The organism is Gordonia sp. OPL2 (genome assembly GCF_003797825.1).
Lineage (GTDB): Bacteria > Actinomycetota > Actinomycetes > Mycobacteriales > Mycobacteriaceae > Gordonia.
In genome coordinates this window covers 133,839-156,982 of the sequence record NZ_RKME01000005.1, presented here as the reverse complement: position 1 = coordinate 156,982, position 23,144 = coordinate 133,839, and the positions used below count along the sequence as shown (strand labels likewise).

Genomic DNA, 23,144 nt, shown 5'->3' with positions numbered 1-23,144 from the left:
ACGCCCATGACGACCTACTTCATCACCGGCGGCAGCGGATTCATCGGACGCAGGGTCATCGACAGACTCCTCACGGTGGAACCCGAGGCCCGGATTCTCGCACTCGTCCGTGCAGGATCGCTGTCCCGCTTCAGCGAGATGCTGGCCCAGATCGACCCGACCGGCCGCGTGCAACCGATCGCCGGCGATCTCACCGCGCCCGGACTCGGTCTCGACGGCACGCAGCTGCCGCCCATCGACCACGTCATCCATCTCGCCGCCATCTACGACATGACCGTCGACGCCGACACACAGCAGGCGGCGAACGTAGAGGGCACCGCGCGGGTCGCCGACTTCGCGATGGCCCGCGCGGCGCTGCTCCATCACGTGTCGTCGATCGCGGTCGCGGGCGATCATCGCGGCACGTTCACCGAGAACGACTTCGACAAGGGACAAGGCTTTCCGTCGCCCTATCACCGCACGAAGTTCGAGGCGGAGAAGGTCGTCCGAGAGCGAGAAGGCTTGCGGTGGCGCGTCTATCGGCCGTCGGTGGTCGTCGGCGACTCCCACACCGGCGCGATGGACAAGATCGACGGACCGTACTACTTCTTCCCCCACCTCTCGGTTCTCGGGCGGTTGCCGTCGTCGTTCACGCTCCCGATGCCCGACCTCGGGAACACCAACATCGTCCCGGTCGACTACGTCGCCGATGCGATCGTCGCCCTGGCCGCCGTCGACCCGGAACGCAGTGGGCAGGTCCACCACCTGGCCGATCCGCGTCGGCGCACCATCACCGGGATGTACAACGCGATCGCACCGGGTTTCGATGCTCCCCGAGGACGAAACGTCGTCCCGAACGGAATGGTCGAACCGCTGCTCGCCCTGGCCGGTACCGGCCCCTTCCGCATCGGACGCGATCTGGTCGCGGCGCAGCAGGGCATCCCCCCGGCACTGCTCGACACGATCGCGCTGACCGTCGACTTCCGCGCCGACGACACCGTGGCCGCACTGGCCGAACGCGGCATCACCCTGCCCGACCTCGACGACTACGGCCCGCGCCTGTATCGGTACTGGGCGGATCATCTCGACCCCACCCGGCACCGCCGGACGGACCCGCGCGGACCGCTGGTCGGCAAGACGATCCTGATCACCGGCGGTTCGGCCGGGATCGGCAAAGCCACCGCCCGTATGTGCGTGGCCCGCGGAGCAGATGTGATCATCGTCGGCCGCGCCGCGGAGGCCCTCGACGCAGCGGTCTCCGAACTGCGCGCGACGGCCAGCAAGGATGGCGTGCCACCAGGACGCATCCACGGATATCCGTGCGACATCACCGACGAGGAATCCGTCGCCGGGCTGGTGAAAACGGTTCTCGCCGAGCATGATCACGTCGACATCCTGGTGAACAACGCGGGTCGTTCCATCCGCCGGGCCGCAGTCAACTCGACAGAACGTCTGCATGACCACCAGCGTCTGATGGCCGTCAACTACTTCGGGGCCGTCAACCTGACGCTCGGACTGCTGCCCCACATGGTGGCACGGCAGTCGGGGCATGTCGTCAACGTGACATCGGTGGCAGTGCAGTCCCGGGGCGCCCGGTTCGGCGCGTACGCGGCGTCCAAGGCAGCCCTCGAGGCGTTCAGCGACGTGACCCGGGTCGAGACCCTGTCCGACCACGTCACCTTCACCAACGTCCGGTTGCCCCTCGTCCGCACGCGCATGATCGCGCCCACCGAGGCCTATGAGAACCAGGCGGGCGTCTGGGGTGTGGACAAGGCGGCGTCGCGGGTCCTCCATGGGGTTCTCGATCGGCCACGAAACGTCAACTCCCCCATCGGCGTCCTCGCCGAGCTCGGGCATCGTTTCACCCCACGGCTCATCACCCGGGTGCTCCATCAGGAGTATCTGATGTTCGGCGAGTCGGCAGCCGCCCTGGGCCGGTCCGCGGACGCCGATGACGAGTCCCGCTCGTGAACGACACGCCCTATCTCACCGTCGACGTCGGGCGCCTCGACCGCAACGTCCACGCCGTGGCCGTCGGCGCCGCCGCGGCCGGCCTCGATCTCCGACCGCACGCGAAGACCCACAAGTGCGCCGAGATCGCACGGCGACAACTCGACGCGGGAGCGGTCGGACTGACCGTGGCCACCATCGGCGAGGCGGAGGCCTTCGCCGCAGCACAGCCACCCGGGGGCGCCGATCTGTTCATCGCCTATCCGCTGTGGGTGACCGAACACAAGGGCGCACGTCTACGTACTCTCGCCGCAGCGGCACGACTGCGGGTCGCGGTCGACTCGGTCGAGGGCGCGACCCGGATGGCCGCGGAGGTCCGCGGCGTCGACATCGACGTCGTCGTGGAGGTCGATTCCGGACAGCATCGGACCGGGGTGCCGCCCGAGGATGCCGGGGCAGTGGCCGCCGCGGCCGCGAGAGTCGGTCTGCGGGTTGTCGGCGTGTTCACCTTCCCCGGTCATGGATACGGCCCGGGCGACGCACGCAGGCGTGCCGCGCAACAGGAGACAGACGCGCTCGCAATGGCCGCACAGCGCCTGCGGGACAACGGGATCGACCCGATCGTGCGGAGCGGTGGCTCCACCCCGACGATCGAGTACGCGGGATCGGACGTGCTGACCGAGATCCGGCCAGGCGTGTATCCGTTCGGGGACGCGCAGCAGATGGAACTGGGGACGACGACCGCCGACGACATCGCGCTGACGGCGGTGGCCACCGTCGTCCATCGCACCGGTAACCGCATCGTGGCCGACGCCGGCAGCAAGATCTTGGGTGCCGACCGTCCCGCGTGGGCGTCGGGTTTCGGGCGGCTGCTCGATCACGCCGACGCGCGGATCACCTCGTTGTCGGAACACCATGCGGTGATCGAGTTCGACGACGCGGCAGTCGATGTCGGATCGCTGCCCGTTCCCGGTGACCAGGTACGCGTGGTGCCCAATCATGTGTGTACGGCGGTGAACCTCGTCGACGGCCTGATCGCCGTCACCACCGACGGCACCGAGGAACACTGGCCGGTGATCGCCCGCGGCGCGAACGCCTGACGGCTCACTCGTACACCCCCTCCACGACCCAGGTCTGCGCGCGATATCTCAGCAACAGGGCACGCGAGTCGTCGAGCAGGACCTGTGCACGGGCGACGACAGCGTCGTCGGAGGTGGTGTCGGCAGCGGTGTCCACGCCGGTGGGCCAGGGTCCGGCCCACCAGCGCAGCTCCCACGAGCCGCGGTCCCGGCCGTTGCGTTCCATCCGGATCGTGGTCGGCTCGGCGGTGAACCCGCCGCGGCCGGTGACCTCCACCGGGCGACCTGTCAGATCCAGCACCTGAATCGGGGTGTCCACCAGGACCGCCGGGGTCGGCTGGGCGATCCCGCCCGGCCACGGCGCACCCGGGTCTCGTGCCGGAACCCGTTCATCACCCAGCGAGACCATGGTGATCCGCTCCCCCGGTCCGCGACCGCCACTGGAGATGGGCAACTGCACGGCGTCTCCGCCGAGCAGCCCCTGCACCCGGACCAGCGAGCGCCGGGCACGTTCGTCGACCTCCGGATCCTCGGGTAACCCGTTGCCGTTCAACGCATATTGCAACGCACCCGCCGCAACGACCTCGATGGGTTCCAATCGGAGCACGCCGATCGGCGAATCCGGCCGTCCGTGCGCCCCCGTCCGACCGCCGGTCAGCCATCCCTCGAGTTGCCACCGGATCCGATCAGCGGTCGCCTCCGGCGTGAGCGGCTGCGCACATCGCCAGGTCCGCGCATGACGCTGTCCGAGTTCGGTGACCGCCTCCACCGTGAGCCGTGTGCACGCCACCGACGCCGCGGCCAGCCGGCCCGCGAGCTCATCGGCCAGCCGTCGTCCGAGGAAGGCCGCCGAGTCGACGCGGTCGATGGGTGGGTCGCACTCGTGCTCGATCACCAGATCGGCCGGGGCCATCTGCCCCGACGGCGGCCGTCCGGGCAGTGCGTTCGCCAGGCGATGTGCGACGACAGCATCGGCGGAGAACCGGGAGGCCACATCCCGGACCGACATGTCCGCGAACGCTCCGATCGTCGAGATACCCAGTCGGCGAAGCAGATCCACCAGATCAGCACGTCCGGGGTCGCTCAGGCTGGGCTCCAGGGCGAGGTCGGAGACCGGCCGACGGGCGAGAAAGGCGGCGTCACCCCCGGGTTCGACATGAGCGCCCTGTCTCGCCGCCAGCACGGCGGTGAACAACTCGTCGGCGACGCCGGCCTGGGCCTCGACACCGGAGGCGGCGACGGCGTCGATCGTCTTCTCGGCCAGCACGTCCTCACCGCCGAAGTGGCGCGTGGCCGTCGTCGACGGCATCACCAGCACGCCGGGACGCAACACCTCGACGACCGGGACCAGATCGGCCACCACCGCGACCACCGGCTCGAAGATCCGGCCGTCCCGATGGTCGTCGGCGGCCACCACGGTCATCTCCGGGCAGACCGACTGCGCCTGACGCTTCCGCATCCCGCGGCGGACCCCCATCCGACGGGCCGGCGCCGAACACGCGACGATCCGGTTGGCGTGGAGCACCGCGATCGGATGCTGCGGCGGGATCTCACCGTCGATCGCCGCGGCGGTCGCAGGCCAGTCCGGACACCACAGCGCGAGCACACGACCGGCGCCCATCAGTTCGCGACCGCCAGCGTCGGGCGGGCCTGCGCCGTCGACAGCCCCACATGTCGATCCGAACCGAAACCGGTTGCCACCACGTCGATCTCGCCGATCTGACGACGGCGTCCGCGATCGGTGACGGTCACCTGCAGCGACACCCCGCCGATGCGCCCGAATCCTGCCCGCGCCGCGGCGAGGTCGGCCGAGCCCGCATCGCCGGGAAGATGTCGGTAGGTCAGCACCTCGGCATCCATGCGTATCTGCGCCCCCGGCCAGACGCCACCGACGGTGATCAGTGTCGACAACTGTTTGCGCACCCGTCCCATCACCACGCGGGTCCGCGACGGCGGCACGGAGATCCCCGACAGACCGAGCACCACCAGATCCATCCCGTCGAGCAGCACACCGGCCACCTCGACCGGATCGACTCCCGGATCGGGCACCGTCGCGATCCGCGACAGCTCCCCACCCAACTCGACAACCGCCCCGAAGTTGAGCTGTGGCATGCCCACGATCCCGACCTGACCGCCGGACGCGGTCACCGAGGCGATCATCGCCAACAGGATCGATCGGGCACCGGCGACGGCCACCACGCTTCCCCGCGCCAGCCCGCGCCGCGGCATCAGCTCGGCCAGTGCCTCCGGGACGGCCAGGACATCCTCGGACCGATCTGCCACCTCGACCGACCGGCTGTCCGGGCGGCCCGACATCACCGCGATCTGACGCCGGAGCCGATCGAGCTCATGACCGACAGCGGTATCCGCGACAGCATCGACAGACACACTCATACATCCTCCTGACCAGCGACTTTCCGCAATCAGCGCGCCGGGAAGATGCATGCTGTTCGAACATGTTTTCGATTGATTCGATACTAGGACGGGCCACCGACAACCGTCAACGCGTGAGGTGGGAGGCCGATCAGAACAGGGTCAGGGCCTGCTGCAACTCGGGCTGTGCCACCGCGCCGGCCGGTGAGTCCGAACCGCCCGACGCCGCCCCGCGCAGCCCCTGCGCGCCGGCGAGTCCGTGTCGCTCGACCAGCGGACGCATCCGCTCACGCAGCCAGGAGGAGTACTCGGGTGTGACGTAGGCGCCCCGTCCGTACAGCCCTCGATAGCGGCGCACCAGCGCGGGGTGCTCTTGCGCCACCCACTCCATGAACCAGGGCTTGGTGGCACCCCGGAGATGCATCGGGAACGCTGTCACCCCGGACGCCCCGGCATCGGCGAGGGCGGCCAGGAGACCGTCCAGATGGGCGGTCGAGTCCGTCAGGTACGGGATCACCGGCGCCACCATCACATGGGGCGCGAAGCCGGCGTCGGCGACCGCCCGGATCAGTTCCAGCCTCGCCTTCGGGGTCGGCGTACCGGGTTCGATGGCCTTCTGCAGATCGACGTCGTTGATGGCGAGAGAGATAGCGATGCTCACCGGGACCTTGCGTGCCGCCTGTCGCAACAGCGGCAGATCTCGCCGCAGCAACGTCCCCTTCGTCAGGATCGAGAACGGCGTGGCCGCCTCCGCCAGCGCCGAGATCACGCCCGGCATCAGGCGATAGCGTCCCTCCGCGCGCTGATACGGGTCCGTGTTGGTGCCGAGCGCCACCGTCTCCCGCGACCACGACCGTCGCCGCAACTCCTTGCGCAACACGGCCGCGACATTGAGCTTGACCACCACCTGGGTGTCGAAGTCACGCCCCGCATCCAGGTCCAGATACTCGTGGGTCGGACGCGCGAAACAGTATCGGCAGGCGTGGGTACACCCGCGAAAGGTGTTCACCGTGAATCGAAATGGAAGATTCGACGCCTCGGGAACCTGATTCAGGGCGCTCTTGGCGAGGACCTCGTGGAAGGTGACACCCTCGAACTCGGGGGTCTGCACCGAACGCACCAGACCGGCCTTGCCCAAACCGGGCAGAGCACCGTCGTCGACCTCGACGCCTTGGTCGGACCACCGCATGACCACAGTCGAACATACGTGCGATTTGCGTGTCAAGCGCGGCCATCCGCACCCGGACGCGCCCGACTATCATGCTGCTATGTCGCCCACCCGACCCGAGAGCCACCGCACACCAGGGCCGCAGTACCTGGTCGCCGGTCGCTACCGATTGTCCTCGCGCATCGGCGGTGGCGGCATGGGCACCGTCTGGCTTGCCCGCGATCAACTCCTCGCACGTGACGTCGCGGTCAAGCAGGTGGTCTCGACAGAAGGGCTCAGCGAGGAGACGGCCGAGAACATCCGACGTCGTGCGATGCGGGAGGGCCGGATCGCCGCCAAGCTCTCCCATCGCAACGCGATCGCCGTGCACGACGTCGCCCTCGACAGCGGCGAGCCGTGGATCGTCATGGAGTATCTACCGTCTCGCAGCGTCGCCCAGATACTGCACGGCGCGGGCACTCTCGCGGTCGGTCAGGCCGCCCAGATCGGCGCGCAGGTGGCCGATGCGATGACCGCCGCGCACGCGGCGGGCATCATCCACCGCGACATCAAACCCGGCAACATCCTCGTCACCACAACCGGCCGGGACGCCGGTCTGGTCAAGATCACCGACTTCGGGATCTCCCGGGCCAAGGACGACGTCAGCCTCACGCACACCGGCGTGATCACCGGCACGCCCGCATATTTCGCCCCCGAGGTGGCCCGCGGCGCGGAACCCGACGAGGCGTCCGACGTCTACTCCCTGGGTGCGACCGTCTACACACTCGTCGAGGGCCAGCCACCCTTCGGCGTGGACGACGACTCACTTGCACTGCTGCACAAGGTGGCTCGTGCCCGCATCACACCGATGACCAGAGCCGGTGCGCTGCAACCGGTCATCCTCGCACTGCTCGAGCCCAGTCCGGCCAAACGTCCGTCGATGTCGGCCGCGCGCGATCTGCTCGCCCGGGCGGCCGCGGGCTCCCGCGGCAGCACCCGCGCCGTGCTCGACGGTCCGATCACCACCCCCGACGGAGGTGTGCCCACCTGGGCACAGCGCTCCCCCCGCCCACCGCGGTCCCATCCGACCGGGACGCATCTCCCGGTCGGCGGTCCGCCCCCGGGTGAGACCGTCGTGCCGGGCCCGGGCCGCGGGCAGTCGGGACAGCCGGGTCCGCCCGTGACGACGGTGGCCGGGTCGTCCCGGCCGGGGACACAGGCGTCCCCACCACAGGCGTCGATGCCACCGACGTCGAAACCACGGAGATCCGGGCCGTCGAATTCGTCGACGACGCTGATCTTGTCGGTGTTCGCGGCCATCATCGTGCTCGCCCTCGTGATCGTGCTGATCATCGCGGCCACGGCCTGATCGGGTCGCGACCGGAGGCCCCGCCGGGCACGCTCACCCGATGTGTCGGGTGGCCGCCCATCGGGTCAGCGCGTTGCGATTGGACTGCTGGGTCTTGCGCAGCACGTTCGACGCGTGGGTCTCGACGGTCTTGATGGAGATGAACAATTCGTCGGCGATCTCCCGGTAGGTGTAGCCGCGAGCCAGCAGCCGGAGCACCTCGAGTTCACGTTTGGTGAGCGAGTCGAGCTCGGGATCCAGGGGCGGTTCCGGGGCCGCCGACTTCCCGGTGAACGAGTCCAGCACGAAGCCCGCCAGTCGGGGGCTGAAGACCGCGTCGCCGTCGGCGACACGGCGCACCGCGTCGGCGAGTGCAGCACCATCGATGGTCTTGGTGACGTACCCGCGGGCCCCGGCACGGATCGTCGCGATCACGTCCTCGGCCGCGTCGGAGACGCTGAGCGCCAAGAAGACCGGCCCGTCGTCGGCGAGTGCGGCGTCGTTCACCGCCCGCAACACCGCGACCCCTCCACCGGCCGGCATGTGCACGTCGAGGAGCACGACGTCGGGCCGCATCGTCAGGATGCCGTCGACCGCCTCGGGAACCGTGCCGGCCTCGCCGACGACCCGCAGCCCGTCCTCGGAGGCGAGCTCCGCACGCACCCCGGACCGGAACACGGCGTGGTCGTCCACGAGAAAGATGGTGCAGGTCCCCGGGTCGGTCATCGAGATCCTTCCTGTTCACGTGAATGGTCGATCGGCACAGCGGTTTCCGAGTCGTGCTCGGCCCGGCCGGCATCGTCGGATCGGGGCATGGTGAGCCGGACGTTGGTCCCGCGGCCCGGCGACGAGTCGATGGCGACGTCGCCACCCGCGCGCTCCATGCGTGCCCGGATGGAGCGGGCGATCCCCTGCCGATCCTCGTCGACGACGTCGGGATCGAAACCCGCGCCCCGATCGCGGACGAAGACCTCGACCTGGTCGTCGGTCACCTCGCCGTAGACGTCGACCTTGCGTTCCCCGGAATGCTTGGCCGCGTTGACGAGTGCCTCGCGGGTGGCGCCGACGAGCGCCGCCCATCGACGACGGGCATCGGCCGGCTCGTCCTCGGGTCGCAGATCGCCGACGGTGATCACCTCGACCTCGATGCCGTAGTGATCCTCGACCTCGGCACCGACCCCCTGAAGGCTGGCGGACAGCGACCCGGCCCGCTGCGCGGGATCGCCGAACAGCCATCCGCGCAGCTCCCTCTCCTGACTGCGCGCGAGCCGGGCGACCTCCTCGGGCCTGCCCGCCTGCTTCTGGATCAGCGCGAGTGTCTGCAGCACCGAGTCATGCAGATGTGAGGCGATCTCCTCACGCTCGGCGTTGCGGATGCGGGCGGCGCGTTCCTCGTTGAGCGCGCGCCACATCCGCATCCACAGCGGCACGGTCAGCAGGACCACACCGATCAGGGTCGCGAGCACGGCGAGCACGGTCGTCGACAGTCCGCCGAAGCTCTGATCGCCGGCCAGCACGATCACCACCAGACCGCCGATGACCAGCAACGCTCCGCCGACCAGCCGTGTCCATGTCAACACGGCCGGGGTGCGCGGCGAGGTCCGCGAGGTGTCGAACTCGCGCCACACGAGGCTGGCACCCACGACGACGAACACGAACGGCACCAGGTAGGCGGCCGGGGTGCCCGAGGCGGCGAAGCCCACCACCGACATCGCCACCAGCCCGACCAATGCGAGGCCGTAGGCCTGACGACGCTCACCGGGCGAGGGCGGCGCCTCGTCGTGGCCGGGCGGACAGAAGAACCACAGCAGACCGTAGGCGAGCACCCCGGCCCCGGCGAGCGCGGCGAGCACCATGAACACGACACGGACGCGGAATGCGTCGACGCCGAGATGATCGGCGATCCCGCCTGCGACACCCGCGATCACACGTCCCCCGTCGCGGCGCTCCAGCCGCGGCGCCGGTGCCGGGGCCGTACGTGACAAGGCCGGAGGTGACGACGCAGCGGGTGACGCCGGTACGGGCACACCACTACTCATGACTCGATAGTGGCACGTCGACGCCCCCGAGGACATCAGGGATGAATCAGGGTCTTCCCCCGATGTGCCCACGCGATCCGGACGACAGGATGGGGATCATGGACACGAAGCAGTTCGAGGGGATGTGGGAGACGCGGCCGATCCGGCCCAACCGCAACCGCACGGTCGCGGGCGTCTGTGCGGGCATCGGCGCCCGGTACCGGGTGGACCCGACGCTGGTCAAGATCGCGTTCGTCGTGGCGACACTGTTCGGCGGCAGTGGGCTCGTGCTGTACATCGCAGCCTGGGTGGCACTGCCGAGCGAGGATCGCAACAACGACGAACTCGGCTCGATCCGGCATGCGCGGTCGGCCTTCCGGCATGGCGGACGACATCCCGGGCACCGGCGGCCGCAGTTCATTCTTCTCATCGTCCTCGCGATCATCATCCTGACCTCGTTCGGGCCCAACGCGACCTGGAGTTCCGGCGGGCTGCTCGGCGCGGCGCTCATGCTGATCGGCTGGTGGTTGCTCTATCAGCGCACCCCGGAACCCCCGGTCGGGACGAGCGCGAACACACACCGGCAATCCACGGCACCCGGCGATACGGGCGATCAGCTCCAACCATGGATACCCCGCGCGATGATGAACGCCCCGCGGACCGCGACGACCTACTCGTCGCACCACGGACCGGTGCCCGCAGCGGCGACGACCCTTCCGATGACGCCCCGCCCCGGGGCCGATCCCGGTGCGGGTCACGACGTCACCGACGCATCGACGGCACCGTCGACGGCCGGGACGGTACCCGGCACCGCCGCGGCACCCCACCCGCCGAGCGCGGCAGACCCGACGACCGACGATCTCCGGCGCACCCCGCCCGCGTGGGATCCGTTGGGGACCGCCCAGTTCGCCTGGGATCTCCCCGATCCCGCCCCGGACCGGCTGCCCGCCGAGCCTGACGGGCAGCGCTCACCGCTGACCCTCATCGTCATCGGTCTGGCCGTCATCGTCGGGGCCGCAGGAGCCGCGTTGCATCAGGCGGGCGCCGACTGGTTCACCCCCGCCCGCATCCTGTCGATGTCACTCGCGGTGGTCGGTCTGGGATTGGTGTACGCCGGACTGCGCCGTCGGCAGACCGGCCGCCACAGCTCCGGACTTGTCCCGCTCGCCCTCGCGCTCGGTGTCGCCGTGGTGGCCACGACTGCGGTCGGGCACTTCGACGGGCTGCCAGCCGGTGGTGCCGGAGAACGCGTCTGGAAACCGATCAGCGAGAACGACATCGAGAGCGAGTACAGCCTCACGGTCGGCAAGATGGTGCTCGATCTGCGCGATGTCGACCTCACCCGCGACCGCACCGTGGCACTGCACGGCGGGATCGGCGAGATCCAGGTGCTGGTCGGTGAGAACATGAACGTCCGCGCCGACTGCGATTCCACCGTGGGCGACTACGTCTGCCCGGCAGGACTCGACGGTGGCCGCGACGGAACCGAAGGACCCGTCCTGACGATCGACGCCACGACGAACATCGGCCATGTGGAGGTTGCCCGATGAGTACCGAACCGACCGCCCGCGACACCCGTCATCGCGCGCCCGGACTGATCGTCCTCGGCGTGATCGCCCTGGTGGTCGCCGGATGGGGACTCGTCGGCGACCTGACGCTGATGTCGGCCGCCGACCTCGGCTGGATCGCCGTCGGAGGGGGTCTGGTGATCGGACTGATCCTCATCCTCACCGGCGCCCGGTCGTCGCGGCACCGCTGACCCGGGCGGGCCGGCCTCAGCTAGGCGTGCCGCCCCCCACTCACTCCCATTCGATGGTGCCCGGCGGCTTGCTCGTGACGTCCAGGACGACACGGTTGACGTCGGGCACCTCATTGGTGATCCGGGTCGAGATGATCTCCAGCGTCTCGTAGGGCACCCGGGTCCAGTCCGCGGTCATCGCGTCCTCGCTCGACACCGGACGCAACACGATCGGATGCCCGTAGGTGCGGCCGTCGCCCTGCACACCGACACTGCGCACATCGGCCAACAACACCACCGGGCACTGCCAGATCTGCCCGTCGAGCCCGGCCGCGGTCAGCTCCTCCCGGGCGATCAGATCGGCCTTGCGCAGCATCGACAACCGGTCGGCGGTCACCTCGCCGACGATACGGATGGCCAGGCCCGGTCCCGGGAACGGCTGACGTCCGACGATCTCCTCGGGCAGCCCCAATTCTCGGCCGACGGCGCGCACCTCGTCTTTGAACAGCAGACGCAGCGGCTCGACCAGGGTGAACTCGAGATCCTCGGGCAGACCGCCGACATTGTGATGACTCTTGATGTTGGCCGTGCCACTACCGCCACCGGACTCGACGACGTCGGGGTAGAGGGTGCCCTGGACCAGGAAGTCGATCGACTCGCTCTCGCCCTCTGCCTGTGCGACCGTCAGATCGGAGACCGCCCCCTCGAACGAGCGGATGAACTCGCGACCGATGATCTTGCGCTTCTCCTCCGGATCACTGACGCCCGCCAGCTCGTCGAGGAAGGTGTCCGCGGCGTCGACGGTCACCAGCTTCGCCCCGGTCGAGGCGACGAAGTCGTGCTGCACCTGCTCTCGCTCACCGGCGCGCAACAGGCCGTGATCGACGAACACGCAGGTCAGACGATCACCGATGGCACGCTGCACGAGCGCCCCGGCGACCGCGGAATCCACACCTCCGGACAGCCCGCAGATCGCACGCCCGTCGCCGATCTGGTCGGAGACGGCATCGATCAGGGCGTCGGCGATGTTCGCCGGCGTCCAGGTCGCCTCGAGCCCGGCGATCTCGTAGAGGAAGCGGGTGAGGATCTGCTGGCCGTGCGGGGTGTGCAGCACCTCGGGGTGGTACTGGACGCCGGCCATCTGGCGTGCGACACACTCGAACGCGGCGACCGGCGCACCGGGCGTCGACCCGGTCACGGTGAAGCCGTCCGGCGCGACCTGGACCGCGTCGTTGTGACTCATCCACACGGGCTGGGTCTCGGTCAGTCCCTGGTGCAGGACGCCGTCGCCGCTGATGGTCAGCGTCGTCCGACCGAACTCGCGTCCGCCGGTGTTGGCGACCTCACCGCCGAGTTGCTGCGTCATCGCCTGGAATCCGTAGCAGATGCCGAAGACGGGTACACCCAGGTCGAACACACCGGGATCGAGCGACGGCGCGTCGTCGGAGTAGACCGAGGCCGGTCCCCCGGACAGGATCAGGGCGACCGGGTTGCGCGCCTCGATCTCGGCCAGCGGCGCGTCGTGGCCGATGACCTCCGAGTAGATCCGCGCCTCACGAACGCGGCGGGCGATCAACTGGGCGTACTGGGCGCCGAAGTCGACCACGAGCACGGGACGAGGGCCGTCGGGCAGGGCGGCGGCGGAACCGGTCGGGGAACCGGCAGAGGTATCTGTCACCCCAGCGAGTTTAGTGATCGCGGCCGCCAGACATAATGCAGGCATGTCCCAGACCACCGGCGCACCCCGGACGCGACGCTTCTCCCTGTCGGTGGCCGACCTCACCCAGGCTGCCGTCTTCGCCGCACTCATCGCCGCCCTCGGCCTGCCGGGCACCATCACGATCGGATCGTCGGGTGTGCCGATCACGCTCCAGACCCTCGGTGTGATGCTCGCCGGATCGATTCTCGGACCGCGCAAGGGCACCCTCGCCGTGGTCATCTTCGCAGTCCTGGCGATCGCCGGTCTGCCGATCCTGGCGGGCGGGCGCAGCGGGTTGGTGGCATTGGCGTCGCCGACCGCCGGGTTCTTCGTCGGCTTCCTACCCGCCGTCCTCGCGATCGGTCTCGCGACCGCGATGATGATGCCGCGGTATCGGGTGCTGTGGGGCATCGTCATCAACATCGTCGGCGGGATGGTCGTGATCTACGCGTGCGGTGTGATCGGACTCCTGCTCCGCACCGATCTGTCGCTGTGGGCGGCGATCTCCACCAATGGCGTCTACGTTCCTGGCGACATCGCGAAGGCGGTCGTCGCAGCCCTGGTCGCCGCGCAGGTTCACCGCGCATACCCGGGGCTGATCGCACCGATCCGCCTGCGGCGTGGCGCACACTGACCGCCGCCGATCACAGAGCGTGCGTCCATGATCGAGTTCCGGGCCGTCGGGCATGCCTACGACGACCGGGTCGTGTTGTCCGACATCACCCTCGACCTCGCCGAACGCCGGATCGGCATCATCGGCGCCAACGGAAGTGGCAAGTCGACCCTGGCGCGGATGATCAACGCCCTTGTCGTGCCCGACACCGGCACGGTGCATGTGAACGGGATCGATGCGGCCCGCGACAAACGTCGTGTCCGACGTGAGGTCGGGTTCATCTTCAGCGACCCGGACCGCCAGATCATCATGCCGACGGTCGCCGAGGACATCGAGCTGTCGCTGACCCGCACCGTCTCCGACCGCACGACGCGGCGTTCCCGCGCCCAGAACGTCCTGCGCCAGTTCGGTCTCGCCGACCACGCCGACCATCCGGCACACCGATTGTCGGGAGGACAGAAACAACTCCTGGCACTGGCGTCGGTTCTGGTCACCGGCCCCTCGATCCTGGTCGCCGACGAGCCGACGACACTCCTCGACCTGCGCAACAGTTCCATGCTGGCCGACGTGTTCACGACACTCGACGAGCAGCTCGTCGTCCTCACCCACGACCTGGACCTGATCGCCGACTACGACCGCGTGATCGTGCTCGACGAGGGGCGTGTCGTCGCCGACGACGAGCCGGCGCCCGCCGTCGCCGCCTACCGCGCGCTGATGGCATGACCGCTCTCGGCGTCTACCGGCCCGGGCGGTCGGTGCTCCACCGTCTGCCCGCAGGCGTGAAGCTGGCGGCGCTCGGCGCGGCGATCCTGCTCATCAGCCTGACCGTCCGCAGCCTCGCCGCGGTCGGCGTCGTCGCCGCCGGGGTCGTCGTGGCGTTCGCGCTCGGCGGCATCGGTCCGGCGCAGGCGTGGCGACAGATGCGACCCATGGTGTGGGTGCTGGTGTTCGTGTTCGTCTTCCAGGTGGTGTTCACCGACTGGCGGCGGGCCGTGATCGTGTGCGCGGTGCTGGCCGCGTCGGTCGCGCTGGCCGCGGTCGTGTCGCTGACGACGAGGACCTCGGCGATCCTCGACACCATCATGGCCGTGTTGTCCCCGCTGCGTCGGATCGGCGTGCGGACCGACCACATCGCGCTCGCATTGGCGTTGGCGATCCGGTCCATCCCACTGATGGTCGAGGTCGTCGCGCAGGTCGACGAGGCGCGAAAGGCTCGCGGATTGCGTCCCGGCGCACGGATACTCGTCGCGCCGGTGGTGATCGCCGCCCTACGCACCGCCGACGGCTTCGCCGACACGCTGATCGCGCGCGGGCTGGACTGACACGATCGGCAGGACCAACGCGCCCGGCGCACCGGCCGGGACGACCGGCGCGCGTGGGGGTGTCGGGTCGATGCGCCGGTAGGCCTCACCCTGCGCCGGTCGCCGGTCGGCCTCGCCCTTGTTGGGCCACAACGACATCGCACGTTCGGCCTGGGCACAGATGGTCAGCGACGGGTTCACCCCGAGGTTGGCGCTGATCGCCGCACCGTCGGTGATGTGCAGCGTCGGATGATTCCACACGCGGTGATACGGATCGATCACCCCCTGTTCCGGGTCGTCGGAGATGACGCATCCGCCGAGATAATGTGCGGTCAGGGGCATGTTCACGATGTCGCCCCAGGTGCCGCCCGCGACACCTCCGGGAAGTTTCGCGGCCACCCGCCGGGTTGCCTCGTTGCCCGTGGGGATCCACGTCGGATTGGGTTCACCGTGCCCCTGGCGGCTCGTGATGTACCGGAACGGACCGCGCCTGCGGACGAAGGTCGTCAGCGAGTTGTCGCTGTTCTGCATCACCAGCGCGATCACCGTTCGCTGACTCCACTTGCGCACCACCAGGAGTCGGACCAGGAGGAAGGGATTCGCGGCCACCTGACGGAGGAACTGGGAGAACCGGTCTCGTCGGGTCCCGCCGTCGGTGAGGAGGCTCTGCAGGTACGCGATGGCGTTCGATCCCCGGCCGTACCGCACCGGCTCGATGTGAGTGGTCGGTTCGGGGTGGAACGATGACGTGATCGCCACGCCGCGCGAATAGTCATGGGCGGGATCGTAGGTCGCGGCCATCGCACCCAGGATGGATTCCGAGTTGGTTCGGGTCAGGACACCCATCGCGTCCGAGATGTCCGGCAGCGTGGTGCGTTTGGCGGTGTGCATGAGCCGCTGGGTGTTGAAGGTGCCCGCCGCGACGATCACCTGACCGGCGGTGAGAGTGCGCCGACGACCCCAGGACACCCAGGACGCCGACGGCCGCGTGCCGACCTCCCAGCTCCCGTCACCCCTCGGCGCGATCCGGTCGACGGTGGTTCGGTCGATGATGGTCGCGCCGTGCCGTTCGGCGAGTCCGAGATAGTTCTTCATCAAGGTGTTCTTCGCGCCCACCCGGCATCCCGTCATGCATGCCCCGCATTCGGTGCAGGCCGTGCGGTCGGGACCCGCGCCACCGAAGTACGGGTCTTCGACGGTCTCGCCGGGAGTACCGTCGAGGCCCGTCTTCGCGCCGAAGAACACGCCGACGGGGGTGGCCGTGAACGTGTCACCCGCACCCATCTCCTCGGCGACCTCCCGCATGATGCGGTCCGAGTCGGTGACGGTCGGGTTGGTCACCACGCCGAGCATGCGGCGCGCCTGCTCATAGTGCTGGCCGAGTTCGTCCTGCCAGTCGGTGATGTGCCGCCACTGCGGATCGTCGAAGAAGGGCGCGGGCGGCTTGTACAGCGTGTTGGCGTAGTTGAGCGACCCACCGCCGACGCCCGCACCGGCCAGGATCATGACGTCTTTGAGCGCATGGATGCGCTGGATCCCGAACAGACCGAGCTTCGGCGCCCACAACCACTTGTGCAGCCGCCAACTGGTCTTCGCGAACTCGTGGTCCTCGAAGCGCCGCCCCGCCTCGATCACCCCGACGCGGTACCCCTTCTCCACCAGCCGGAGGGCGCTGACGCTCCCGCCGAATCCGGAACCGATGATGAGCACGTCGAAGTCATGGTGGGCTGCCATGACGAAACATACTAACGAACATTGTCAAGGTTGGGCAGCCCCCGATGCTCAGGAGTGCAGCGAGAGCCCGACCTTCTGGAATTCCTTGAGGTCGCTGTAACCGGCCTTTGCCATCGAACGGCGCAGCGCACCAACGAGATTCAGCTCGCCGAACGAATCCTGCGAAGGCCCGGTCAGGACGGACTCCAGACTTGGGCGGTCCGCCTCGGTCGCCACCTGGAGCAGGGCGCCACGCGGGGTGTCCGGATGCGCCGCCGCCGACGGCCAGTACCAGCCGCGTCCCGGCGCCTCGGCCGACGCGGCGAGCGGCGTCCCGAGCACGGCCGCGTCCGCACCGCAGGCGATCGCCTTCGCGAGGTCGCCCGAGGTGTGGATGTCGCCGTCGGCGATGACATGCACGTACCGGCCACCGGTCTCGTCGAGGTATTCGCGCCGCGCCGCTGCGGCGTCGGCGATCGCGGTCGCCATGGGCACACCGATGCCGAGGACCTCACCGGTCGTCGTCGCCCCGGCCGCCGATCCGTAGCCGACGATGACGCCGGCAGCACCGGTTCGCATCAGGTGCAGAGCGGTCCGATGATCGTGCACGCCGCCGGCGATGACCGGGATGTCGAGGTCGGCGATGAAGGTCTTGAGGTTCAGGGGCTCGCGGGCCGCACCGTCGGCGTCGACCTGCGCGACATGCTCGGCGGAGATGATGGTGCCGTGCACGACGAGCAGTTCGACACCGGCCTCGAGCAGGGCCGGGGTGAGCTCCGGCGCATGCTGCGGACTGACCCGGACGGCCGTGGTGACCCCGGCCTCGCGGACGGTGGTGACGGCCTCGCGCAGCAGGCCGGTGTCGAGGGGGGCCGAATGAAGGTGCTGCAGATGGCGGATCGCCGCCTGCGGATCGGGATTCTCTGTCGCCACCGCGATCAGGTCGGCGATCTTCTCCTCGACATCGCGATGTCGCGCCCACAGTCCCTCGCCGTTGATCACGCCGAGGGCCCCGAGTTTGCCGAGCGCGATGGCCATCGCCGGCGACACCAGGGCGTCGGTGGGGTGGCTGAGGATCGGCGACTCGAAGCGGTAGGCGTCGATCTGCCAGGCCGTGGAGACGTCCTTCGACGACCGGGTCCGGCGGGACGGGACGATGCTGATGTCGTCGAGTTCGAACGTCCGACGAGCCGTCCGGCCCATACCGATGTCCACGAGGTCACGCACCATTGCGCCTTTCTGCTACGCGGGCTGTTCTGACGACAGAGGTGGAACAGCGTCAGCGAGAATAGTAGTTGGGCGCCTCAGCCGTGAGCGTGATGTCGTGGGGATGCGACTCCTTGAGACCCGCGGAGGTGATCTGCACGAAACGGGCCTGCTGCAACCCGGCGATCGAGGAGGCCCCCGTGTAGCCCATGGCCGCGCGCAGACCGCCCACCAGCTGGTGGATGACCTGCCCGAGAGGCCCGCGGAACGGCACGCGTCCTTCGATGCCCTCCGGGACGAGCTTCTCCTCCGCCAGGACGTCATCCTGGAAGTACCGGTCCTTCGAATACGACTTGGCCTGACCGCGTCCCTGCATCGCACCCAGCGACCCCATGCCGCGGTAGCTCTTGAACTGCTTGCCGTTCACCAGGATCAGCTCGCCGGGGGCCTCGGCCGTGCCGGCCAGCAGCGAACCGAGCATCGCGGTCGAGGCACCGGCGGCGAGCGCCTTGGCGATGTCGCCCGAGTACTGCAGGCCGCCGTCGGCGATCACCGGCACGTCGTGCTGCTTGCAGACCGCGACCGCCTCGAGAATCGCGGTGATCTGCGGCGCGCCGACACCCGCGACCACTCGCGTGGTGCAGATGGAACCCGGTCCCACGCCGACCTTGACCGCATCCGCGCCGGCCTCGACGAGTGCGAGTGCCGCCTCGCGGGTGGCGACGTTGCCTCCGACGACCTGGACCCGCTCCCCCACCTCGGCCTTGAGCTTCGTGACCATGTCGAGGACCAGACGATTGTGCGCATGTGCGGTGTCGACGATGATCACGTCGACACCGGCGTCGGCCAGTGCCATCGCACGATCCCACTGCGGATCGCCGGTACCGACGGCAGCGCCGACCAGCAGTCGACCGTCGGCGTCCTTGGTCGCCAGCGGATGCTGCTCGGTCTTGACGAAGTCCTTGACCGTGATGAGACCGGTGAGTTTGCCGTTGCCGTCGACGATGGGGAGTTTCTCGATCTTGTTGCGGCGCAACAGCCCCAGGGCCGCCTCCGCGGAGACCCCCTCCTGGGCGGTGATCAGCGGGGCCTTGGTCATGACCTCCGAGACCGGTCGGGACTGGTCGACCTCGAAACGCATGTCGCGGTTGGTGATGATGCCGACGAGCTCGCCGACCTCGTCGACGACGGGAAGACCCGAGATGCGGTACCGCGCGCACATGGCGTCGACCTCGGCGAGGGTGTTCGTCGGCGAGCAGGTGACGGGGTCGGTGACCATCCCCGCCTCCGACCGCTTCACGGTCTCGACCTGACCGGCCTGGTCCTCGATGGCGAGATTGCGGTGCAGCACACCCATCCCACCCGCGCGCGCCATGGCGATGGCCATCCGCGACTCGGTGACGGTGTCCATCGCCGAACTGACGAGCGGGACCCGCAGGGTGATGTTCTTGGTCACGCGCGACGAGGTGTCGGCGTCGCTGGGGATCACGTCGGATGCCGCGGGCAGCAACAGGACGTCATCGAAGGTGAGGCCGAGCATCGCGACCTTGCCGGGGTCGTCTCCTCCGGTGCGAACGTGCGTCATTGCTCCATGGTATCGGCATCGCAGGTGTGGTCAGGCCCACCCCGTTCGGATGCCGTACGACGACTCGCCCGGCGTCGGCGCCTGTGTACTCCTCGAAGCACTCCGGCGGCGTCATCGGTTACCGTGGTTGTGTGCGTGACCACCTACCACCCGGCCTGCCGCCAGACCCGTTCGCCGACGATCCCAGCGATCCGGCGTCGGCCCTGGACTCGGTGGAACCGGGCATCCCGCTCGACGAGAACGAGCGCATGGCGGTCGAGGAGGATCTCGCCGATCTGGCGGTCTACGAAGCGCTGCTGGCACATCGGGGAATCCGCGGCCTCGTCGTCGTGTGCGACGACTGTCACGAAGATCACTATCACGACTGGGACATGCTGCGCGCCAATCTGCTGCAGCTGCTGATCGACGGCACGGTCCGGCCACACGAGCCGGCGGTCGATCCACGGCCGGATGCCTACGTCACGTGGGATTACTGCCGTGGCTACGCCGATGCGCGCAGCCACGTCGACGACGAGCGCTGAGCGCCCCAGCAAATCAGTAGCAGATCAGCAAATCACCAATACCAGCGGGCAGGCGCCGGCGCAGGCAGCAACGTGGTCGTGATCGTCGGCAGTTCCGGGCTCACCGTCGGCTCGGGCTCCACCGGTGACGGATTCGCGGTCGGCACCGGAGTCGTCGTCGGCACCGGGATGTCGGTCGTACTCGGCAGCTGCGGATCCGTGGTACCCGGCTGACCCGTCCCGGGCTGTCCGGTCCGTGCGTCGGTCGGCGGATCGCTCGACTGGTCGTCCGTCGGAGGTGGCGGGTTCGGCACGGTCACCGAGGTGGACCGCTTGTCGGTTCCCGACCTCAGCAGGTCGCGTGGTGGCGACGCCGGATCGTTCGGGTTCCGGCCGGTGACCGAAGACTCACGGCTCTCCGAGGACTTCGCCGAACTGCTCGATGCGGCCTTCGACGCCCCGTCGGTGCGCAGACGATCGATCCACTCGTTCATCCGCTTCTTGTCGGCGTCGGCCACCGGGCCCATGTTCTTCTGGGCCTTGGCGATCAGCTCGGCTGCCTGGGTCGTGTCGCCGGATGCGGCGGCCGCCTCGGCCTGCTCGAGATAGGACTGGACGTCCATCGACGCCTGGGTCTGGCTGGCAGCCTCGGCGAACACCACGCGCTTGACGCCCCACAGGGGATCTCCCGGGGACGACCCCTCGGCGAGCACGGTCAGGCCGGCGCCGGCGATCACGACGATCGCGGCAGCGCCGGAGGCCACGCGCAGATGGCGGATCACACCGCGGCCGCGACGCGCGCGCTCGGTGGCCGCGATCGCGGATTCGACCTCGTCGACCGTGGGCAGCTCGGGCAGCGGTTCGGCGATCACGTCGTGGCGCCAGCCGGCGAGCAGTTCGGCGAGGTGATACTCGGTGTCGTCGCGGGTCGGTACCGGCTTGTCGTCGGCCAGCGCGTCGAGGAAGCGGTCGTCGAGGTGGACGGCCGTCAGATCGATCGGATCGGTGAGGTCCCAGGTGGGATCGGCAGGATCACGCTCCTCGTTCATCCGACTCACCTGCCTTCCTCAGTTGATCCTTCAATTTCGCGAGTGCCCGGTGCTGGGCGACCCGGACTGCTCCCGCCGTGCTGCCCACCGCGTCAGCGGTCTCCTCGGCCGAGAGGCCGACGACCAGACGCAGCACCAGCACCTCGCGCTGTTTCTCCGGGAGGATAGTCAGCAGCGCACGCATCCGGCGGCTGGCATCGGCGTCGAGAGCCATCTGTTCCGGTCCGCCCGTGAACGTCGTCAGCTCCGGCAACGTCTCCACCGGGTCGGCCTTGACCCTGCCCGCCACTCGCATCGCATCGGCGACCTTGTGGGCGGCGATACCGTATACGAAGGCCATGAACGGCCTGCCCTGGTCTTGATACCGGGGCAGTGCTGTCATCACCGCCATCAACGCCTCCTGCGCGATATCGTCGGCGGAGAACAGGTGGCGTTCTCCGACTCCAATTCGCCCTCGGCAGTAGCGCAGGATCGGCTCCTGCACACTCTCGAGAACTGACGTGAGCGCGCCGCGATCGCCCTGCCCCGCAGAGCGGACTGCCTCGTCGAGCTCAACACCCGTCAGTTTCATCGTCAGTTGAGATCCCCGTGTTACATGTGTGGTGGTGTTGCCGTCCGGATTTGTCCCCACGTCACCTTAGCGATCACCTGTCACGCTCCGATCACCCACTCGCCGTCACCCGGTGTTCGAACGGGACACCTCGACGGATGAGTTCGGCTCGCTGCCGCGCGAGATCTGCGGCGAGCGCGACATCCGACGGATTCAGACCCGTGCGCAGCGCCGATGAGGCCCACGCGAGCGGCAGCAGCCCGTGTTCGGCGGCGGCGGCACTCACCTGGGCGGCCCGCTGCGAGGCCTCCGCCGATCGGCCTGCCGTCGCCGCGGCGGCCGCGGCGATGAGGGACGTCTTCACCTGATGCCGGTGCGGGACGTCGGGCCCCGCGGCGAGGGTCAGCGCGGCGTCGGCGTGGGCGCACGCCTCGTCGGGATCACCCGAGTACATCGCGAGCTCGGCCGACACCCATTCGATCCGGAGCCGCGGACGTCGGCCGGCGAACCAGTCGGGGTCGCCGGGCGCCACACATCGGCGGGCCCTACGCAGCAGATTGCGCGAGGCGGTGAGATGGAATTGTCCGAGGTGATCGGCGGCGAGTCCGACGACGGCGTCGAGGACGGCCGCCCGGGCGTGGGGATCCTCGACGGACCGTGGACCACCGATGCGGGACAGCGCCCGTCCGTCGAGCCGCGCGGCGAGCCGGTGGCGACCGGCCTGGCGCAGCAACGAGGCCCGCGTCGAGCCGGACAGCGACGCCAGCACAGCGTCGTCGGCGACCCGTGCGATGCGGTCCACATCGTCGAGCAGCGAGCAGGCGCGCGCGATGTGACCCACACCTCCCCACTCGACGGCGTCGGCCCAACGCGCATACCCTTCCGTACGTCTGCGCATTTCAGAACCTATTTTCCGAGGTTTTCAGGCACGATCCAGACAGTGGAACCGGTTGCAGTTTGCATGAATTTAACCTGCCGTCACAAACGTTAATTCAGAAAACAGATCACGTGCGAATAATCGCTGGGTTTCTTCTGGGTTACGCGGCCCCTTGCGTGTCACGTGCCTGTCATGCGCCAAATGCACCATCGAAATAGCCCCTCCACCAAGAAAACTCGCAGATCAAGCGGGATTGTCAGGACATGAACCGGGGTCGGATTCAGCACCTTCTGTTCATATGCTATGCCTTCCGCACTCCTCAACACTGCGTTAACAATCGCCGAACTTTCACCATCGTTGAGCAGCCATTTGGCGGGATTGACTCAATTAATTTCGCTTGCTTACTGTGTGTTTGCGCC

General features: G+C 68.8%; 21 protein-coding genes. 9 read left to right on the top strand and 12 right to left on the bottom strand.

Going from position 1 to position 23,144, the window contains the following annotated elements; translation table 11 throughout:
• Nucleotides 1-6: 6 nt before the first annotated feature.
• Nucleotides 7-1,950, top strand: a complete 1,944-nt coding sequence (locus EEB19_RS07650) for an SDR family oxidoreductase (RefSeq protein WP_187584771.1) — start codon at nt 7-9, stop codon at nt 1,948-1,950.
• Complete coding sequence (locus EEB19_RS07645; protein WP_187584769.1) at nt 1,947-3,029, top strand: alanine racemase; 1,083 nt, start codon at nt 1,947-1,949, stop codon at nt 3,027-3,029. Before EEB19_RS07650 ends, EEB19_RS07645 begins: the two co-directional genes overlap by 4 nt.
• Nucleotides 3,030-3,033: 4 nt before the next feature.
• On the opposite strand, the gene EEB19_RS07640 is transcribed toward EEB19_RS07645, so the two are convergent.
• The 3 genes from EEB19_RS07640 to EEB19_RS07630 form a co-directional block, all read right to left on the bottom strand.
• Nucleotides 3,034-4,629, bottom strand: a complete 1,596-nt coding sequence (locus tag EEB19_RS07640; RefSeq protein ID WP_187584767.1) for a DNA polymerase Y family protein — start codon at nt 4,627-4,629, stop codon at nt 3,034-3,036.
• Nucleotides 4,629-5,402: a hypothetical protein gene (locus EEB19_RS07635; RefSeq protein ID WP_187584765.1), complete on the bottom strand. Its 774-nt coding sequence runs from the start codon at nt 5,400-5,402 to the stop codon at nt 4,629-4,631. The genes EEB19_RS07640 and EEB19_RS07635 overlap by 1 nt, the downstream gene beginning before the upstream one ends.
• Before the next feature lie 130 nt (nt 5,403-5,532).
• Nucleotides 5,533-6,570, bottom strand: a complete 1,038-nt coding sequence (locus EEB19_RS07630; protein ID WP_187584763.1) for an Rv2578c family radical SAM protein — start codon at nt 6,568-6,570, stop codon at nt 5,533-5,535.
• Nucleotides 6,571-6,649: 79 nt separating this feature from the next.
• Between EEB19_RS07630 and EEB19_RS07625 the strand changes: the two genes are divergently transcribed.
• Nucleotides 6,650-7,897, top strand: coding sequence for a serine/threonine-protein kinase (locus EEB19_RS07625; protein ID WP_187584761.1), 1,248 nt, complete (start codon nt 6,650-6,652; stop codon nt 7,895-7,897).
• Nucleotides 7,898-7,930: 33 nt separating this feature from the next.
• Here EEB19_RS07625 and EEB19_RS07620 read toward each other — a convergent pair whose 3' ends face one another.
• Together EEB19_RS07620 and EEB19_RS07615 are read right to left on the bottom strand one after the other, a co-directional pair.
• A complete protein-coding gene (locus tag EEB19_RS07620; protein WP_187584759.1) occupies nt 7,931-8,602 on the bottom strand; it encodes a response regulator transcription factor in 672 nt (223 codons plus the stop codon).
• Nucleotides 8,599-9,915 (bottom strand): ATP-binding protein, encoded by a 1,317-nt coding sequence (locus EEB19_RS07615; RefSeq protein ID WP_187584757.1) that lies wholly within the window; start codon nt 9,913-9,915, stop codon nt 8,599-8,601. The genes EEB19_RS07620 and EEB19_RS07615 overlap by 4 nt, the downstream gene beginning before the upstream one ends.
• A 98-nt stretch (nt 9,916-10,013) precedes the next feature.
• Here EEB19_RS07615 and EEB19_RS07610 point away from each other — a divergent pair, with 98 nt between their 5' ends.
• Together EEB19_RS07610 and EEB19_RS07605 are read left to right on the top strand one after the other, a co-directional pair.
• The gene (locus EEB19_RS07610; RefSeq protein ID WP_316245464.1) at nt 10,014-11,444 is read left to right on the top strand and encodes a PspC domain-containing protein; all 1,431 of its coding nucleotides are present in this window, start codon (nt 10,014-10,016) and stop codon (nt 11,442-11,444) included.
• Nucleotides 11,441-11,653, top strand: a complete 213-nt coding sequence (locus EEB19_RS07605) for a hypothetical protein (RefSeq protein WP_187584755.1) — start codon at nt 11,441-11,443, stop codon at nt 11,651-11,653. The genes EEB19_RS07610 and EEB19_RS07605 overlap by 4 nt, the downstream gene beginning before the upstream one ends.
• A gap of 40 nt (nt 11,654-11,693) precedes the next feature.
• Here EEB19_RS07605 and guaA read toward each other — a convergent pair whose 3' ends face one another.
• Entirely contained in the window at nt 11,694-13,244 is a 1,551-nt protein-coding gene (gene guaA / locus EEB19_RS07600; RefSeq protein ID WP_187584950.1) for a glutamine-hydrolyzing GMP synthase, read from the bottom strand.
• Nucleotides 13,245-13,353: 109 nt separating this feature from the next.
• On the opposite strand from guaA, the gene EEB19_RS07595 reads away from it, so the two are divergent.
• From EEB19_RS07595 to EEB19_RS07585, 3 genes are read left to right on the top strand one after another with little or no spacing between them, the layout of a single operon-like run.
• On the top strand, nt 13,354-13,965 hold the full coding sequence (locus tag EEB19_RS07595; RefSeq protein ID WP_187584753.1) for a biotin transporter BioY: 612 nt from the start codon (nt 13,354-13,356) through the stop codon (nt 13,963-13,965).
• 27 nt (nt 13,966-13,992) lie between these two features.
• A complete protein-coding gene (locus EEB19_RS07590) occupies nt 13,993-14,667 on the top strand; it encodes an energy-coupling factor ABC transporter ATP-binding protein (protein WP_187584751.1) in 675 nt (224 codons plus the stop codon).
• Complete coding sequence (locus tag EEB19_RS07585) at nt 14,664-15,266, top strand: energy-coupling factor transporter transmembrane component T (protein WP_187584749.1); 603 nt, start codon at nt 14,664-14,666, stop codon at nt 15,264-15,266. The genes EEB19_RS07590 and EEB19_RS07585 overlap by 4 nt, the downstream gene beginning before the upstream one ends.
• Here EEB19_RS07585 and EEB19_RS07580 read toward each other — a convergent pair.
• Genes EEB19_RS07580 through guaB form a run of 3 tightly spaced genes read right to left on the bottom strand, consistent with a single transcriptional unit; the run spans nt 15,213 to nt 19,749 of the window.
• Nucleotides 15,213-16,979 (bottom strand): GMC family oxidoreductase, encoded by a 1,767-nt coding sequence (locus tag EEB19_RS07580; RefSeq protein WP_187584747.1) that lies wholly within the window; start codon nt 16,977-16,979, stop codon nt 15,213-15,215. The two genes, EEB19_RS07585 and EEB19_RS07580, sit on opposite strands and share 54 nt — an antisense overlap.
• Nucleotides 16,980-17,027: 48 nt before the next feature.
• The gene (locus tag EEB19_RS07575) at nt 17,028-18,185 is read right to left on the bottom strand and encodes a GuaB3 family IMP dehydrogenase-related protein (protein ID WP_187584948.1); all 1,158 of its coding nucleotides are present in this window, start codon (nt 18,183-18,185) and stop codon (nt 17,028-17,030) included.
• A gap of 52 nt (nt 18,186-18,237) precedes the next feature.
• Entirely contained in the window at nt 18,238-19,749 is a 1,512-nt protein-coding gene (guaB, locus tag EEB19_RS07570) for an IMP dehydrogenase (protein WP_187584745.1), read from the bottom strand.
• Nucleotides 19,750-19,880: 131 nt separating this feature from the next.
• On the opposite strand from guaB, the gene EEB19_RS07565 reads away from it, so the two are divergent.
• Nucleotides 19,881-20,270, top strand: coding sequence for a DUF5319 domain-containing protein (locus tag EEB19_RS07565; protein ID WP_187584743.1), 390 nt, complete (start codon nt 19,881-19,883; stop codon nt 20,268-20,270).
• Between the two features lie 32 nt (nt 20,271-20,302).
• On the opposite strand, the gene EEB19_RS07560 is transcribed toward EEB19_RS07565, so the two are convergent.
• The 3 genes from EEB19_RS07560 to EEB19_RS07550 all read right to left on the bottom strand — a co-directional run bounded on the left by EEB19_RS07560 (nt 20,303) and on the right by EEB19_RS07550 (nt 22,746).
• Nucleotides 20,303-21,298 (bottom strand): anti-sigma-D factor RsdA, encoded by a 996-nt coding sequence (locus EEB19_RS07560; RefSeq protein WP_187584946.1) that lies wholly within the window; start codon nt 21,296-21,298, stop codon nt 20,303-20,305.
• On the bottom strand, nt 21,282-21,869 hold the full coding sequence (gene shbA / locus EEB19_RS07555) for an RNA polymerase sigma factor ShbA (protein ID WP_187584740.1): 588 nt from the start codon (nt 21,867-21,869) through the stop codon (nt 21,282-21,284). Before shbA ends, EEB19_RS07560 begins: the two co-directional genes overlap by 17 nt.
• Before the next feature lie 91 nt (nt 21,870-21,960).
• Nucleotides 21,961-22,746, bottom strand: a complete 786-nt coding sequence (locus EEB19_RS07550) for a hypothetical protein (RefSeq protein ID WP_187584738.1) — start codon at nt 22,744-22,746, stop codon at nt 21,961-21,963.
• Nucleotides 22,747-23,144 lie beyond the last annotated feature (398 nt).

Coding starts and splice junctions, on each gene's coding strand:
- EEB19_RS07635 (WP_187584765.1), bottom strand. CDS start 5,402: ATGAGTGTGTCTGTCGATGCTGTCGCGGATACCGCTGTCGGTCATGAG.
- EEB19_RS07640 (WP_187584767.1), bottom strand. CDS start 4,629: ATGGGCGCCGGTCGTGTGCTCGCGCTGTGGTGTCCGGACTGGCCTGCG.
- EEB19_RS07560 (WP_187584946.1), bottom strand. CDS start 21,298: ATGAACGAGGAGCGTGATCCTGCCGATCCCACCTGGGACCTCACCGAT.
- EEB19_RS07625 (WP_187584761.1), top strand. CDS start 6,650: ATGTCGCCCACCCGACCCGAGAGCCACCGCACACCAGGGCCGCAGTAC.
- EEB19_RS07615 (WP_187584757.1), bottom strand. CDS start 9,915: ATGAGTAGTGGTGTGCCCGTACCGGCGTCACCCGCTGCGTCGTCACCT.
- EEB19_RS07610 (WP_316245464.1), top strand. CDS start 10,014: ATGGACACGAAGCAGTTCGAGGGGATGTGGGAGACGCGGCCGATCCGG.
- EEB19_RS07630 (WP_187584763.1), bottom strand. CDS start 6,570: ATGCGGTGGTCCGACCAAGGCGTCGAGGTCGACGACGGTGCTCTGCCC.
- EEB19_RS07595 (WP_187584753.1), top strand. CDS start 13,354: ATGTCCCAGACCACCGGCGCACCCCGGACGCGACGCTTCTCCCTGTCG.
- EEB19_RS07650 (WP_187584771.1), top strand. CDS start 7: ATGACGACCTACTTCATCACCGGCGGCAGCGGATTCATCGGACGCAGG.
- EEB19_RS07550 (WP_187584738.1), bottom strand. CDS start 22,746: ATGCGCAGACGTACGGAAGGGTATGCGCGTTGGGCCGACGCCGTCGAG.
- guaB (WP_187584745.1), bottom strand. CDS start 19,749: ATGACGCACGTTCGCACCGGAGGAGACGACCCCGGCAAGGTCGCGATG.
- shbA (WP_187584740.1), bottom strand. CDS start 21,869: ATGAAACTGACGGGTGTTGAGCTCGACGAGGCAGTCCGCTCTGCGGGG.
- EEB19_RS07605 (WP_187584755.1), top strand. CDS start 11,441: ATGAGTACCGAACCGACCGCCCGCGACACCCGTCATCGCGCGCCCGGA.
- EEB19_RS07585 (WP_187584749.1), top strand. CDS start 14,664: ATGACCGCTCTCGGCGTCTACCGGCCCGGGCGGTCGGTGCTCCACCGT.
- EEB19_RS07580 (WP_187584747.1), bottom strand. CDS start 16,979: ATGGCAGCCCACCATGACTTCGACGTGCTCATCATCGGTTCCGGATTC.
- EEB19_RS07590 (WP_187584751.1), top strand. CDS start 13,993: ATGATCGAGTTCCGGGCCGTCGGGCATGCCTACGACGACCGGGTCGTG.
- EEB19_RS07620 (WP_187584759.1), bottom strand. CDS start 8,602: ATGACCGACCCGGGGACCTGCACCATCTTTCTCGTGGACGACCACGCC.